This is a genomic window from Neorhizobium sp. T7_12, assembly GCF_002968535.1.
GTDB classification, from domain to species: domain Bacteria; phylum Pseudomonadota; class Alphaproteobacteria; order Rhizobiales; family Rhizobiaceae; genus Neorhizobium; species Neorhizobium tomejilense.
In genome coordinates, this window is record NZ_PVBK01000001.1 from 485652 (window position 1) to 500897 (window position 15246).

A 15246-nucleotide genomic window follows, 5' to 3' on the forward strand; every position below is an offset into this window, starting at 1 on the left:
TTCCCATGCAGCACGTCCACTCCTATCACCCCGCCGGCGTGGTCACCGATCCGCCGGTCGATATCGTCACGCTGCCGCATGATCTGCGGCATCTGCGCCGCAAGCTGCTGCATCTCTCCAATGGCGAGATGGTGATGCTCGATCTCAAGGAGGCCGTGCTCTTCCATCACGGCGACCGGCTGGTGCTTGAGAACGGCGATACGATCGAGGTACATGCGGCTCCGGAAAAACTCTTCGAGATCAAGGCGCGCGGCACGCTGCACCTGATCGAACTCGCCTGGCATCTCGGCAACCGGCACCTTCCGGCGCAGATCGAGGAAGGCCGCATCCTCATCCTGCGCGACCACGTGATCCGCGCCATGCTGGAAGGGCTTGGTGCGGCGGTTGCCGAGGTCGAGGAAGGTTTCCAGCCGGCTCGCGGCGCCTATCATTCGCATGGTTCCCACGGCCACGACCATCATGGACATTGAGGCTTCGTGACCAACCTCGATACCAAGGCGCTTCTGAGGTTGATGGCCTGGCTCTCGCCGGCCTTTCCGATCGGCGGTTTCGCCTATTCGGGCGGGCTCGAACGGGCGGTGCACGATGGCCTCGTCAAGGATGCCGCAGGTCTGATCGCCTGGCTGACGAGCCTGCTGCGGCACGGCGCCTTGTGGAACGACGCCGTGCTGTTCGGCGAAGCCTGGCGGCGGTATGAGGACGGGGCTGCGTTGAAGGAGATAGCCGAACTGGGGCTGGCGCTTGCCGGCTCTGCAGAGCGTCACGCGGAGACATTGTCGCTTGGCAAGGCATTCGCTGCGGCGGCCTCCGCATGGCCGCATCCGGTTCTCTACCGCCTGCCGCCAGCCGTACCGTTTCCCGTCGCAGTCGGTGCGATTGCGGCAGGGCATGGCGTGCCAGCAGCCCAGGCGCTTGCCGCCTATCTGCATGCGGCCGTCTCGCAATCGGTGTCTGCCGGTATCAGGCTTGGGGTTTCCGGGCAGGTGGAAGGGGTGGCCGTGCTCGCCGAGATCGAGGGTCTGGTCGCCGACATTGCGGAGAAGGCAAGCCTTGCCACTCTCGACGATCTCGGCGGTGCGGCAGTGCAGGCGGAAATCGCCTCTCTTCGGCATGAAACACAGCATTCGCGGCTTTTCCGCTCGTAGAAGCGGGCCTAAGCTGAAATCTGGTAGAATGAAAGGACGACACATGAAATCGGCGAATGGACCTCTGCGCGTCGGCATCGGCGGCCCTGTCGGTTCGGGCAAGACGGCGCTGACCGAGAAGCTCTGCAAGGCGATGCGGGAGGATTATTCCGTCGCGGTCGTGACCAACGACATCTATACCAAGGAGGATGCCGAAGCGCTGGTGCGCTGCCAGGCGCTGTCTTCCGACCGCATCGTCGGCGTCGAGACCGGCGGGTGCCCGCATACCGCCATCCGCGAGGACGCGACGATCAATCTGCAGGCGATCGCTGGTTTGAACGAGCGCATACCGGACCTTGACGTGGTGTTCATCGAATCAGGCGGCGACAATCTCGCGGCGACCTTTTCGCCCGATCTCGCCGATATCACCATCTATGTGATCTCCACCTGCCAGGGTGAGGAAATCCCGCGCAAGGGCGGCCCAGGCATCACCCGCTCCGACCTGTTGATCATCAACAAGAAGGATCTGGCGCCTTACGTCGACGTCGATCTCGACGTGATGGACCGCGACGCGTATCGCATGCGCGAGGCCAAGCCGCATCTGTTTACCGATTTGAAGCGCGGCGTTGGCGTGGACCATGTGGTCCGGTTCCTGAAGGAGCAGGGCGGGCTTTAAAAAATTGAGGCCGGTGGCCCCTCGAAGCCACCGGCCTTATCTGCATGCCGCGGTCCCGCCGCCAGTGTCACAACATGCATCCAAAGAAAGCCCGGACCCGCCCGTCCGGTCTCGCTTCGTTTAACTTCAAATCTCGCGCAGGGCCTGCACGTCGCCGACCTGGATCACGCGCCCGCGTACCGTCACTCCTGTGCGCCGGAGGGTGGAGAATGCGCGCGAGAGCGCCTCGGGAGCGAGGCCCAGCATGCCTGCGAGCAGGTTCTTCTGGAAAGGCAGGCGAATGGACGCCGGGCCGCCGTCCACCGGGCACCGCGTCAGGATATAATTTGCCACCCGCTGCGGCGCGGTGTGCAACCTGTCGTTGGCTACGCAGTCCATCGTGGTTATGAGGTGTTTCGACAGCGAGGTGATCACGGCCTTGGCAATATCCCGTTCCTGGTCGGCCAGATCCCGCACCGCCTGCATGTCGAAGCGGGCAAGCGTCGTAGCTTCGGCCGTCTGGGCATGATGGCGATACTTGGTGCCGCCATAGAGAAGGCATTCGGCGAATGTGTCGCCCGGGCTGCAGATGCGGATATCCGCCTCGCGGCCGTCACGATTGAGCTGGTAGAGTCGTACGTAGCCGCTGAGAACGCAGTAAAAAGCGTCGGCATTCTCGCCCTCGCGAAAGATCGACTTGCGGTTCGTCAGACTGATGACACTCATGGTCGACATCATCTGGACGAGAGAGTTGCCGGTCAGGCTGGTCAGGAAAGGCGTCTTCATCAGGACGGCCCGGTCCCTGTTGTTGAGCTTGAAATTGCTGTTCATCATGTCCGCTGTCTCTTCCATAACCTGAACCGCCGCGCATTCCCGATATCGCTAAAATAACAGGTTCACGAAATCTAAATTTGACATCGATCAAATCCGTGAAATTTTTCTGCAATCTCCGCGAGTTGGCGTGTTCCAACGAAAAACGCCGGGCACAAGGGCCCGGCGTTGTCGAAAATACGGTTCGGAGATGGGGTTATTCGGCGGCCAGCGGCGGCAGGCGCAGCACCTTGCTGCTGGCTTGCGCCCCGGGAGACCGATCGTCGTTGGCGCTCGTCTGCCGTTCCATCTGGTTGAGGCGTTCCTCCAGGGATGCGATCGACTGCGCGTTCTTGCGAGCCTCCTGGCTGAGTTCCTCGTTTGAAAGACCGAAGTCCTCCTGTTCTTTCTTGCCGACCATGCGGCCGAAAATCTTGCCGAGCAGGCGCGACAGGTCATCCATGATCAGGAAGAAGGACGGCACGACGAGGAGCGAGAGCACCGTCGAGACGATGATGCCGCCTATTACCGCGATCGCCATCGGCGCACGGAAGGAACCGCCTTCGCCGACGCCGAGCGCCGAGGGCAACATGCCCGCGGACATGGCGATCGACGTCATGATGATCGGACGGGCGCGCTTGCGGCCGGCCTCGACCATGGCATGAACCCGTTCCAGGCCTTGCCGCTTCATCTCGATCGCGAAGTCCACCAGAAGGATGGCGTTCTTCGTGACGATACCCATCAGCATCAGGATACCGATCAGGACCGGCATCGACAGCGCGTTCTGGGTAATGATCAGCGCCACCGCCACGCCGCCGATAGCAAGCGGCAGCGAGAACAGGATGGTGAAGGGCTGGATGACGTCCTTGAAGAGCAGGATCAGCACCACGAGCACCAGCATCAGGCCCATCAGCATCGCATTGCCGAAGCTCTGCTGCATTTCGGCCTGCACTTTGGCGTCACCGCTTTCGGCCAGACGAACCGTCTTCGGCAACTCGGTCTCGCCGACGATCCGCTTGAACTCGGCCGATGCGGTATCGAGCGCCGTGCCGAAGGGCACGTCGGAACCGATCGCCACGACGCGATTGCGGTCGTTGCGCTTGATCGAACTCGGGCCTTCCGAATAGTCGATGTCGGCGACATTGTAGAGCGGCACGCTGGCACCGGCCGCGGTCTTGATCTTGAGCGCCCGGATCGAGGCCAGATCGCGCCGCACGTCGAGCGAGGCCTGGACGCGGATCGGGATTTGCCGGTCGTCGAGCGAGATCTTCGCAAGGTTGGCATCAACATCGCCGATGGTCGCGACGCGGACCGTCTCGGCGATCTGCTGCGGCGTGATGCCGAGGCGCGAAGCCTCCGCCATGCGCGGCCGGATCTGCAGTTCCGGACGGGGCAGGGCGCCTTCCGAAGAGACGTTGAAAAGGATCGGCGAGGCTCGCAGCTTCGATTCCAGCGTGCTGACGGCGTCGTTCAGGTCCGCCTCGTTGGTGGAGAGGAAGTTGAACGAAAGGTCGCGCTCGGCGCGGTCGTTGACCTTGGATATCCGCACGTCCGGAATGGAGCGGACGGCAGCGAAAATGTCCTTTTCGACATCCCACTGCGGGCGCGTGCGGCCATTTTCCTTGATTTTCGGCACGACGTCACGGATCAAGGGGATCGATCCCAGGCCCTTGTTGACCAGGGTCTTTACCAGCGAATGGTCGAGGTTCTGCAGGATGACGCGCACAGTTGCGCGGCGAAGTTCGAGATCGCCCTTGGGCGACGCTCCGCCGAGGATGAAGACGCTCTCGACACCGTCGATATGGCGAATCGCGTCATAGATGACGTCGGTGCTGGCGCCCGTTTCGTCGAGCGTCGCATTCGGCGGCAGTTCCACCGACAGCACGACGCGAGAGTTGTCGTCCGGCGGCAGGAAGCTGCCGGGGACCTGCGATAGCAGCATCACGGAACCGATTAGGAAGCCGATTGCGGCGAGCATCGTCGTATAACGCCAGTACCAGCGGCGGGTCGTGCCGGTGACAAGGCGCGTATAGGCCTTCATGATCCAGCCGTCGTTGTCGTGATGGTCTTCCATCCCGTCTTCTGGGCTCATCAGATAGGCGGCCATCAGCGGCGTGATCAGTCGCGCCACCGCGAGCGAGAAGAACACCGAGAAGGCAACAGTCAGGCCGAACTGGATAAAGTACTGGCCCGGAACGCCCGGCATGAACGACACCGGCACGAACACGGCGATGATCGTGAAGCTGGTGGCGATGACGGCGAGGCCGATTTCGTCGGCGGCTTCGAGCGCCGCCTTATAGGGCGATTTGCCCATCTTGATATGCCGCGCGATGTTCTCGATCTCGACGATCGCGTCGTCGACGAGAATCCCGGTCGCGAGGGTCAGCGCCAGGAAGCTTACGAGGTTCAGCGAGAACCCCATGAGGTCCATGATCCAGAAGGTCGGGATCGCCGACAGCGGCAGGGCAACCGCTGCGATCAGCGTCGCACGCCAGTTCCTCAGGAACAGGAAGACCACGATGACGGCGAGGACCGAGCCTTCCACCAGCGTATGGAGGGCAGCTTCGTAATTTCCGTAGGTGAAGTAGACCGAGTCGTCGACCATTTCGATCGCGACGTTCGGATTGGCCTTGCGGACTTCGTCGAGGCTGGTGGCGACGGTTTCGGCGACCGAGACCTCGCTTGCACCCTTGGCGCGGAACACGGCGAAGGTGACCGACGGCGTGCCGTTGAAGCGCGAGAAGGATTTAGGCTCCTCGTAGGTGTCGGTGATGGTGCCGAGTTCGGTCAGCTTGACGAACTGGCCGTTGGGCAGCGTGATCGTCGTGTCGGCAAGCTGAGCGACGCTGCGGGCATCGCCGAGCGTGCGGATCGTCTGTTCGTTGCCGGCCACTTGGCCGCGGCCGGAGCCGAGGTCGACGTTGGTGCCGCGCATCTGGGTGCTGACATCGGCAGCGGTAATGCCGTAGGCATCCAGCTTGGCGGGGTTCAGCGACACCCGGACTTCACGGTCGGAGCCGCCGTAACGGTCGATACGGCCGACGCCGGCTTGGCCCTGCAGGGCGCGCTTGACCGTGTCGTCGACGAACCAGGAGAGCTCCTCGAGGGTCATGTTCGGCGAGGAGACGGCGAATGTCTGGATAGCCTGACCTTCGACGTCGACCTTGGTGACGACGGGTTCCTCGATGCCGGCGGGCAGGTCGCTGCGGATCTTGTCGATCGCGTCCTTGGTGTCCTGCACGGCCTCTGCGGTCGGCTTTTCGATGCGGAACACGACGACTGTCTGCGACTGGCCGTCCGTCACCGTGGACTGGATTTCGTCAATGCCGCTGATCGAGGCGACCGCATCCTCGATCTCCTTCGTCACCTGCATTTCCAGCTCGGCGGGGGCGGCCCCGCTCTGGGTGACGGTGATCGACACGACCGGAACATCGATATTCGGGAAACGGGTAATCGGCAGCGCGTAAAACGACTGAATGCCGACAACAAGCAGCAGGGCAAAACCGAGCATCGGCGCTATCGGATTGCGGATCGACCAGGCGGAGAAGTTCATGCGGCTCAACCTCAGTTCGCAATAGCGGCGGGTTCGGCCGGGACCGGGGCGATCTTGTCGCCGTCCCGAACGAAGGCGCCGGCCTTCGCAACGACAATGTCACCGGCCGTAAGACCGCTGACGACCTGCACGAAACCGCCATCCTGGATGCCGGTTTCAATCTTCACCTGCTTGACCACATTGTCCTCGACCTTGCGGGCGGTGGAACCGTCCCGCCCGGTGGTGACGGCGGAGAGCGGCAGCGCCAGGGCATTGGTCTCGGCGATGACGATTTCGGCGCTGGCATACATGCCCGAGCGCGCGCCGCTCTTGTCGTCGATGATGATATGCACCGCCCCGAGGCGGGTCACCGGATCGACCGTCGGGGAGACGAGCCGAACCTTGCCCGCGATCTTCACCTTGCCGCCGGCGACCGTGACGATCGCCTTCTGGCCGGCCTTGATCTTCTGGATGTCGGTCTCGGAAAGATCGGCGACCAACTCGATCGCGCTATCCTTGATGATCGTGAAGAGCGGATTACCGGTGCCGCTGGCGATCGCGCCGACCTTGGCATTGCGGACGGAAATGATACCGCCGACAGGCGCCTTCACGCCGGTGCGGGCGAGCTTCAGGTTGATGTCCTCGATCTGGGCGTCAACCACCTTGATGTCGGACTGGCCAACCGCCACCGCCTGCTTGGCGGCGTTCAGCTTGGCGTCGGATACCTCCACGAGCGCGTTTGCCTGTTCGAGCTGCGAAACCGTGCTGGTGCCGCTCTGGCTCAGGCGTTGCGTGCGGTCGCGCTGGCGCTTGGCGTCGGCAAGGTTGGCTTCCGCCTCGATCACCTGCGCCTTGTACTGCGCTAGACCGGCCTCAGCTTTTGCCTTGTTGGCCTGCAGCTGGCTTTTCTCGAGGATCAGCGCGTCGTCGTTCAACGTCGCAAGGACGCTGTCTGCCTTCACCTCGTCACCGACATCGGCATTCAGCGTCTTGATCGACAGGGCATCGACGAGCGGCTGGACATAGACTTCCTCGACGGGCCTGACAGTGCCGGTGGCGATGACGCGGTCGATGAGCGGCTTTTCGATCGCTTCCGTCACAATGATCGAGGGCAGCTTGATTTCCGTCTGCGCCGGGGCCGGCTTGGCCGCGTCCTGCGCAACGGCAGAATTGGGGATCAATGCGGAGCCTGCGGCAAGCGCGATGCTGGCGCCGAGTGCAAGGCGAAGAGCCGGGATACCGGCGGACTTGGTAAACTTGCGAAACATGCGATTACTTTCAAACTGAAGTAAGGGGCAAATATTCCGCTGGGAACCGCTCCGGTCACGTAACGCCCCCTCAGCGCACGATAACCCGGATCAAGGTGGTAACCGCGCAAAACGGTTACAAGACCGGCAGCGAAAGATTCATCAACGCCGCACTTTTACGTGTTTGCGTTGCACAAATCAATCCGTCGCCCTTATGAGACGAATGAGTTTTAGTTATGTTTTGAGTGAGAAAAATTTCAAAAACGCGCGGCGGGTAGCCGCGCGTTCTCTTTTAGCAGGCCAGCGGCGATTATTATTTCAATGCCGCGTCGGTGATCTCGCTCGTATAGGCGCCTTCCGGCTTCTTGGTGATGATCTTCTGGTCAAGCAGCGCCTTGACCGTGCGGTCGTAGGTGGCGGCGTCGAGCTTGCCGGTCGCGGTGCCGACCAGCTTGGCCACTTCGCCCATCATCCGCTTCTGGTGGTTCTCGTCCTGGCCGCCATTGTCCATGACGATCCCGGCTGCTTCACCCGGATTGGCGATGGCGTATTTCCAGCCCTTCATCGACGCACGGACGAACTTCACCATGGTTTCCTTGAACTTCGGATCCTTGAGCTTGGTGTCCATCACGTAGAGACCATCCTCGAGCAGGTCGTTGCCCATGGCGGAGAAGTTGAAGACGACGAGCTGGTCCGGCTTGAAGCCGGCATCGATCGCCTGCCAGTATTCGTTATAGGTCATGACCGAGATGCAGTCGGCCTGCTTCTGGATGAGCGGCTGCACGTCAAAACTCTGCTTCAGAACGGTCACGCCGTCCTTGCCTCCGTCGGTCTTCAGGCCGAGCTTGTTCATCCAGGCGAAGAACGGGTATTCGTTACCGAAGAACCAGACGCCGAGCGTGCGGCCCTTGAAGTCGGCTTCGGTTTTCACCGGGCCGTCCTTGGGGCAGATCATCTGCAGGCCGGACTTCTGGTAGGGCTGGGCGATGTTGATGAGCGGCACGCCCTTTTCGCGGGCAACCAGCGCGCCGCCCATCCAGTCGACGATCACGTCGGCGCCGCCGCCGGCGATCACCTGCTCGGGGGCGATGTCCGGGCCGCCCGGCTTGATCGTGACGTCGAGTCCTTCTTCCTTGTAGAAGCCCTTGTCCTTGGCCACGTAATAACCGCCGAACTGGCCTTGAGCCACCCATTTCAGCTGCAGGGTCACCTTGTCGGCGGCCATCGCAGCTTGGGCTGCTGCGAGCGACATGGCGCCCGCCATCAATGCAACGAGAATTTTTCTCATGTTTTTTATCCTTCCCTCTGAGGTTTGCCGGTTCCGCCGAAGCGGGCCGGATTTTTCGCGTTTAACCACCGCGGTTAGACGGATGCCAGAACGTCGTCGCTCTTTCACCAAGCGCCACGACACCATAAAAAACTGATCCGACCAGCGCTGCAACAGCGATTTCGGCCCAGACCATGTCGACATTCATGCGGCCGATCTCGGTCGAGATCCGGAACCCCATGCCGACGATCGGCGTGCCGAAGAATTCCGCGACGATCGCACCGATCAGCGCCAGCGTCGAGTTGATCTTCAGCGCGTTGAAGATGAAGGGCATGGCGGCCGGCAGGCGCAGCTTGATCAGCGTCTGCCAGTAGTCGGACGCGTAGGAACGCATCAGGTCGCGTTCCATGGCGCCCGAGGCTCCGAGCCCGGCCACCGTGTTCACCAGCATCGGAAAGAAGGTCATGATGATGACGACGGCCGCCTTCGAATGCCAGTCGAAACCGAACCACATGACCATGATCGGTGCGACGCCGATGATCGGCAGCGCCGACATCAGATTGCCGATCGGCAGCAGCCCTCGGCGCAGGAAAGCGATGCGATCGGCAAGGATGGCGACGACGAAGCCGGAGGCGCAGCCGACGACGTAACCGAACAGCACCGCCTTGAAGATCGTCTGCTGCACGTCGGCCCAGAGGATCGGCACCGAGCTTACGAGCCTCGCACCGATCGAGGATGGCGGCGGCAGGAGAATGAAGGGGATGCCGGCGCCGCGGGTCGCCGCTTCCCATAGGATCAGGATCCAGGCACCGAAGATCGCGGGGATCAGCAGCCGGAGAAAGGTGTCGCCGGTTTTGGATTTGGCGCGGATACCGGACAGGACGGTGACGCAGCGCCAGGCAATCAGCCAGCAGGCCGCGATCATCAGGAAGAAGGCAAGCGTCGCCTTGCCCTCGTTGCCGGCGATGCCCGCAAGCAGCAGCCAGACGGCGAGATGGGCCGTGAGGAACAGGACCGCTGCGAGGAGGGGCTGAGAGAGCCTGGTGAACGAGACCAGCGCCGCGCCGGCGACGAGCAGAAAGATCACAGCGAGGGCGCCGGCGCCGAACGGTGAGGGGGCATCCACCGCCATCAGCGGCAGAGAGGCGAGGGCGGCGAGACAGAGGAGCAGGGCAAAGGTGCCCTGCCAGGAACGAAGAGCTACTGTCATGCCGGTCTCCCGCCCATGGAGCGATCGACGATCTTGGCGATGATCCCGACGATGGCAACGAGAGCCGCCGCCAGCACTGAGCCTGCGATCAGCGCCGCCCAGATATCGATCGTCTGGCTGTAATATGCCCCGGCCAGCAGTTTCGAGCCGATGCCGGCGACGGCGCCGGTCGGCAGTTCGCCGACGATCGCGCCGACCAGGCTCGCGGCGATCGCCACCTTCATCGAAGTGAACAGGAACGGAATGGACGCCGGTACCCGGAGTTTCCAGAAGGTCTGGGCACCGCTTGCATAATAGGTGCGCATCAGGTCGAGCTGGATAATCTCGGGCGAACGCAGGCCCTTCACCATGCCGACTGCCACGGGGAAAAAGGAGAGGTAGGTCGAGATCAGCGCCTTGGGAACGAGCCCGGTGACATTGATTGCGCCGAGCACGACGATCACCATCGGCGCCACCGCGAGGATCGGCACGGTCTGCGAGGCGATGATCCACGGCATCAGGCTGCGGTCGAGCGCCTTCAGATGCACGATGCCGACGGCGATCAGGATGCCGGTCAGCGTGCCCATGGTGAAGCCGACCACGGTCGATGATAGCGTTACCCAGGCATGGTAGACGAGGCTCCGGTTCGACGTGACGCTGCGCAGAAACGTATTCTCGAAGACGTTGCTCACCACCTGATGCGGCGCCGGCAGGATCGGCTTCGGCTGCGCCATCGTCTTGCCGATGAACTCCATCGCCGTCGAGGTGACGTTGGCGCGCCGGTCGAGATCCCGCTGGAACGGCGCGTTCATGAAATAGGCGGCGACGTACCAGACGGCGAGAATCACCACGAGGATGGTGAGGACGGGGATGATCCGGGATTTGAGGGAGTCGGGTTTCATACGAACTCCTTCTTCAAAAAAGGCGTGACGTGTTTTTCGATGGTCGTGAAGACGTAGTCGGGTCCGTCGAGAACTTGATCGTTGTCGAACCTCATCACGGTAAACTCCTGACCTCTTAGAAAGGCGTTCCTCCTAAGATCATGCCGGCGACCATGATCGGTCTCGTGGCTGTCCCCGTCGACTTCCACGACGATACGTGCCGCAAGCCAGGCAAAATCAGCAATGTAGGGACCGATCGGTGTTTCGCGCCGGAAGCGGGCGCCATAGGGCCGGAAATCGCGGAGCATGTCCCACATCGCGGATTCGGCCTTGGTGAGCTCGCGGCGGAGCGTTTTGGCGCGTGTTCTGGTCTGGGGAGCGATGTTGGAGTGAGGCATTCAGATTGCTCCTCGAACATCAGGGAAAAAGACCCCGCCCCAACCCCTCCCCACAAGGGGGAGGGGCTTTACCTGCGGCGGCCTTCTCATTCCCTTTGCGGCGGTGCGTCTTGATGCAAGGGTGTTGTGTGACGGGACGGTGCGGCCCGGGAAGTCTCTCCCCCTTGTGGGGAGGGGTTGGGGAGGGGACTTGCCTCCGCAATACCGAGGATGGGCCTCCTGCATCTGCAAACCCTCACTCCTCATAACTATGCCCCGCTCTCAACCCCTCGCGCACCCGATGTGCGATCTCCAGGAATTCTGGCGTCTCGCGGATTTCGAGCGGGCGTTCCCTGGGCAGGGTCGATTCGATCACGTCGGTCACCCGGCCCGGACGCGGCGACATGACGACGATGCGGGTCGAGAGGTAGACGGCCTCCGGGATGGAGTGGGTGACGAAACAGATGGTCTTTTCGGTGCGCGCCCACAGCTTCAGCAGCTGTTCGTTCAGGTGATCGCGGACGATCTCGTCGAGCGCGCCGAAGGGTTCGTCCATCAAAAGCAGGTCGGCGTCGAAGGCGAGTGCACGGGCGATGGAGGCGCGCTGCTGCATGCCGCCGGAAAGCTGCCAGGGGTATTTCTTGCCGAAGCCGGAAAGGTTGACGAGATCGAGGGTTCGCTCAATGCGCGCTTTGCGATCCGCTGACGAATAGCCCATGATTTCCAGAGGCAGAGCGATATTCTTCTCGATCGTCCGCCACGGATAAAGCGCCGGCGCCTGGAAGACGTAACCGTAGGAGCGCGATTTGCGTGCCTCTTCCGGCGTCATACCGTTGACGGTGATCTCGCCGGCCGTTGCCTTTTCGAGATCGGCGATGACGCGCAGGAAGGTGGTCTTGCCACAGCCGGACGGGCCGATGAAGGAGACGAAATCCCCCTTGTTCACCGTGAGATCGACATTCGACAGCGCATGTACCGGCCCGTCACCGGTCTCGAAGGTGAGGCCGAGCTTTTTGGCCGAAACGACGGAGGATGGAGCATTGTTCATCGGCATTTGGGCATGGGTCCGAGTTTGGTACCGTCCGGGAAGCTGACGGTATAGCCTTTGGCGGATCTGGTGAGCGTGGCAATGTCTTCCGGTCCGACTTCCCCATCGGCCTCGCATGCTGCCTTGATGGTGAAACCGTTCGCCGTCTTCTTCGGCATGCCCTTGAATTCGCAGGCGGAAACGGAAGTCGTCACGCCGTCGTCCTTGAGCAGCAGGAAATCGTCGGCACCGGACGATTCGCCGGTTCTGGCGTAAATGCAGCCTTCCTTGCTGCCATAGGCGCCGTCGAGGAAGGTCGCGGCCTTGGCGGGAACGGCAATCGAGATCGCGGCAAGGACCGTCGATGCGATGCCGAAGCGGATTGTATTTAATGACATTTCCCGAAAGGCCCCCATTCAAGTCCGTCTGCGAAGCCTACAGTATAGACATCGCCGTTGCGCAGGATATCGATCATTGCGGTGTCCACGAGCTCTCTCTTTTCGTTTGTCTCGGCTGCCGCTCTCAAGCCGGCGTGATATGCTGGCGGCAGATCCCGTTCGACGGAGGAAACTGGCGATGGACAGTGCATCAAAACTCACCTGCCGTGTCGTCAAGCCCGGTGCGACCTACGACGGCAAGCAGGGCCTGAGCTATTTCGAGGGGATTGCGGCGGAAACGGTCGGTTCCAAGGGCATTTGCATGCATCTTATCACCATCCCGCCGGGCGCACGGGCGAAGGCCCATCTGCATGAAACCCACGAGACGGCCATCTGCGTGCTCTCCGGCTCGGCCATCACCTGGTATGGCGAGCGGCTGGAGGAATGTGCCGAACTCTCGGCCGGCGAGATGATGTATATCCCCGCCGGCGTGCCGCACCTGCCGGCCAACATTTCCGACGCTCCCTGTTCGGCGGTCATCGCCCGCACCGACCCGAACGAACAGGAAAGCGTCGTGCTTCTGCCCGAGCTGGACGGGTTGGTGAAGGGGTGACCTCTGCGGAAAGGACATCGTTTCCCGTTCAAACCCCGCTGGCCGGAATGCCTGCGCGTTCCACCTTGCGCGGCGAGGTCAGTTCCTTCCAGGTCGACAGCGCCTTGTTGACCGCCGGATAAGGCTCGCGCTTGACGAACTGGCCATGGCCTTCCTGTGTCCTGATCGCCCCGTCCTCGATCGCGACCACGCCGCGGGTCAATGTGTAGCGCGGCAGGCCGGTCACTTCCTTGCCCTCGAAGACGTTGTAGTCGATCGCCGACTGCTGGGTCTTGGCCGAGATCGTCTTCGACTTTTTCGGATCGAGAACGACGATATCCGCGTCGGCTCCGACCAGGATGGCGCCCTTCCTCGGATAGATGTTGAGGATTTTCGAGATATTGGTGGAGGTGACCGCCACGAACTCGTTCATGGTGATGCGGCCGGTTGCGACGCCATGGGTCCAAAGCATCGGCAGGCGGTCTTCGAGGCCGCCGGTGCCGTTCGGGATTTTTCTGAAATCGCCGAGACCGGTCCGCTTCTGATCGGTCGTAAAGGCGCAGTGGTCGGTCGCCACCACCTGCAGCGAGCCGGAGGCAAGGCCCGCCCACAGGCTGTCCTGGTGCTGCTTGCTGCGGAACGGGGGCGACATAACCCGGCGGGCCGAATGGTCCCAGTCCTTGTTGAAATATTCGCTTTCGTCGAGCGTCAGGTGCTGGATCAGCGGCTCGCCATAGACGCGCATGCCGTTCTGGCGGGCGCGGCGGATCGCTTCATGGGCCTGTTCGCAGGAGGTGTGCACGACATAGAGGGGGACGCCTGCCATGTCGGCGATGATGATGGCACGGTTGGTCGCCTCGCCCTCGACGGAGGCGGGCCGGGAATAGGCGTGTGCTTCGGGACCGTTATTGCCCTCGTCCATCAGCTTGGTCTGCATGGCGGCGACGACGTCGCCGTTTTCGGCATGGACGAGCGGCAGGGCGCCGAGCTCGGCGCAGCGCGAGAACGAGGCGAACATCTCGTCGTCGTTCACCATCAGCGCGCCCTTGTAGGCCATGAAATGTTTGAAGGTGTTGATGCCGTGATGTGCGACGACCGCCTTCATCTCGTTGAAGACCTGCTCGCCCCACCAGGTGACCGACATGTGGAAGGAATAGTCGCAATTGGCGCGGGTCGCCTTGTTGTCCCAGCGCTTCAGCGCGTCGAGCAGCGACTGGCCGGGCTCGGGAAGGCAGAAATCGACGACCATGGTCGTGCCGCCGGCAAGTGCTGCCCGCGTGCCGCTCTCGAAATCGTCGGCGGAATAGGTGCCCATGAACGGCATTTCCAGATGCACATGCGGATCGATGCCGCCCGGCATGACATAACAGCCGGCGGCGTCGAGCGTGGTGTCGCCGAAAAGGTTCGGGCCGATCTCGATGATCCGGCCAGCGTCGATCTTCACGTCCGCCTTGTAGGTCAGGTCGGCCGTGACGATGGTTCCACCCTTGATGACTGTGGTCATTGTTGTTCCCCTGTCTTGTCAATTTCGGTGAGATTTGACGGATAGAAGCGCGCCGTGTCGCAGTGCTCGGTCATTTGACCCACCAATGCGGCCAATACCGTGTCCAGTACGGCGCGTCGTTCACGGGTGATCTCGTGGTTCCAGAAGCGCAGAACGGAATAGCCATTGGCGTTGAGCCATCGTGTGCGTGCTATATCATATTGGCTCTCTGCGTGATGGAAGCCATCGATTTCGACGATCAAACGTTCTTCGCGGCAGAGAAAATCGACGACATAAGGTCCCAGCGGAACCTGGCGCGAGAACTTGTAGCCGTTCAGAAGGCGGTTTCGCAGCTCACTCCAAAGGCGGTATTCTTCCTCGGTTTCGTTCCGACGAAGCCGCCGCGCCTGCGTTGTTTTTCCGGGGCGCCGTTTTGTGATGTCATCGCCGAGCATTGCGTGCACCCCCTCATCCGACCCTTCGGGCCACCTTCTCCCCGCTGGGGAGAAGGTGGAGCATGCCGCGCCCTCGGCGTCAAATCCACGGACTTTTGCTCGGAGCCCAACGAAGGCTGCTGGCAGCCAGGCACATACCCTCTTCTCCCCAGCGGGGAGAAGGTGGCCCGAAGGGTCGGATGAGGGGGGCTTCGCCAAAGGCAAGGCGCCGTTCACGGAAGAAAGCATCA

15 protein-coding genes are annotated in these 15246 nt (G+C 62.0%); 4 read left to right on the plus strand and 11 right to left on the minus strand.

Annotated elements, in window-relative coordinates:
* Window positions 1-5: 5 nt before the first annotated feature.
* From ureE to ureG, 3 genes are read left to right on the plus strand one after another with little or no spacing between them, the layout of a single operon-like run.
* On the plus strand, window positions 6-470 hold the full coding sequence (gene ureE, locus C5J26_RS02390) for an urease accessory protein UreE (RefSeq protein ID WP_105400350.1): 465 nt from the start codon (window positions 6-8) through the stop codon (window positions 468-470).
* Between the two features lie 42 nt (window positions 471-512).
* Window positions 513-1145, plus strand: coding sequence for an urease accessory protein UreF (locus C5J26_RS02395; RefSeq protein ID WP_105400906.1), 633 nt, complete (start codon window positions 513-515; stop codon window positions 1143-1145).
* A 43-nt stretch (window positions 1146-1188) separates the two neighbouring features.
* Window positions 1189-1800: an urease accessory protein UreG gene (ureG, locus tag C5J26_RS02400; RefSeq protein WP_046635165.1), complete on the plus strand. Its 612-nt coding sequence runs from the start codon at window positions 1189-1191 to the stop codon at window positions 1798-1800.
* A 126-nt stretch (window positions 1801-1926) separates the two neighbouring features.
* Here ureG and C5J26_RS02405 read toward each other — a convergent pair whose 3' ends face one another.
* From C5J26_RS02405 to C5J26_RS02450, 9 genes are all read right to left on the minus strand, one after another.
* On the minus strand, window positions 1927-2610 hold the full coding sequence (locus C5J26_RS02405) for a Crp/Fnr family transcriptional regulator (RefSeq protein WP_172745761.1): 684 nt from the start codon (window positions 2608-2610) through the stop codon (window positions 1927-1929).
* Window positions 2611-2806: 196 nt separating this feature from the next.
* On the minus strand, window positions 2807-6142 hold the full coding sequence (locus C5J26_RS02410) for an efflux RND transporter permease subunit (protein ID WP_105400907.1): 3336 nt from the start codon (window positions 6140-6142) through the stop codon (window positions 2807-2809).
* 11 nt (window positions 6143-6153) lie between these two features.
* Window positions 6154-7389, minus strand: a complete 1236-nt coding sequence (locus tag C5J26_RS02415; protein WP_105400352.1) for an efflux RND transporter periplasmic adaptor subunit — start codon at window positions 7387-7389, stop codon at window positions 6154-6156.
* Between the two features lie 292 nt (window positions 7390-7681).
* Window positions 7682-8656 carry an ABC transporter substrate-binding protein gene (locus C5J26_RS02420; protein ID WP_105400353.1) on the minus strand — a complete coding sequence of 325 codons (975 nt, stop codon included), beginning with the start codon at window positions 8654-8656 and terminating at the stop codon, window positions 7682-7684.
* A 61-nt stretch (window positions 8657-8717) separates the two neighbouring features.
* Complete coding sequence (locus C5J26_RS02425) at window positions 8718-9845, minus strand: ABC transporter permease (protein WP_105400354.1); 1128 nt, start codon at window positions 9843-9845, stop codon at window positions 8718-8720.
* Window positions 9842-10726, minus strand: coding sequence for an ABC transporter permease (locus C5J26_RS02430; protein ID WP_105400355.1), 885 nt, complete (start codon window positions 10724-10726; stop codon window positions 9842-9844). Before C5J26_RS02430 ends, C5J26_RS02425 begins: the two co-directional genes overlap by 4 nt.
* Window positions 10723-11103, minus strand: a complete 381-nt coding sequence (locus C5J26_RS02435; protein ID WP_105400356.1) for an endonuclease domain-containing protein — start codon at window positions 11101-11103, stop codon at window positions 10723-10725. The genes C5J26_RS02430 and C5J26_RS02435 overlap by 4 nt, the downstream gene beginning before the upstream one ends.
* 235 nt (window positions 11104-11338) lie before the next feature.
* Entirely contained in the window at window positions 11339-12130 is a 792-nt protein-coding gene (locus C5J26_RS02445; RefSeq protein ID WP_046635176.1) for an ABC transporter ATP-binding protein, read from the minus strand.
* Window positions 12127-12507, minus strand: a complete 381-nt coding sequence (locus C5J26_RS02450) for a hypothetical protein (RefSeq protein WP_172745735.1) — start codon at window positions 12505-12507, stop codon at window positions 12127-12129. Before C5J26_RS02450 ends, C5J26_RS02445 begins: the two co-directional genes overlap by 4 nt.
* 178 nt (window positions 12508-12685) lie before the next feature.
* Here C5J26_RS02450 and C5J26_RS02455 point away from each other — a divergent pair, with 178 nt between their 5' ends.
* Window positions 12686-13099, plus strand: coding sequence for a cupin domain-containing protein (locus tag C5J26_RS02455; protein ID WP_105400359.1), 414 nt, complete (start codon window positions 12686-12688; stop codon window positions 13097-13099).
* Between the two features lie 28 nt (window positions 13100-13127).
* Here the strand turns inward: C5J26_RS02455 and hydA are convergent, their stop codons facing one another.
* Together hydA and C5J26_RS02465 are read right to left on the minus strand one after the other, a co-directional pair.
* A complete protein-coding gene (hydA, locus tag C5J26_RS02460; RefSeq protein ID WP_105400360.1) occupies window positions 13128-14582 on the minus strand; it encodes a dihydropyrimidinase in 1455 nt (484 codons plus the stop codon).
* Complete coding sequence (locus C5J26_RS02465) at window positions 14579-15244, minus strand: endonuclease domain-containing protein (protein WP_105400908.1); 666 nt, start codon at window positions 15242-15244, stop codon at window positions 14579-14581. The genes hydA and C5J26_RS02465 overlap by 4 nt, the downstream gene beginning before the upstream one ends.
* Window positions 15245-15246: the final 2 nt, after the last annotated feature.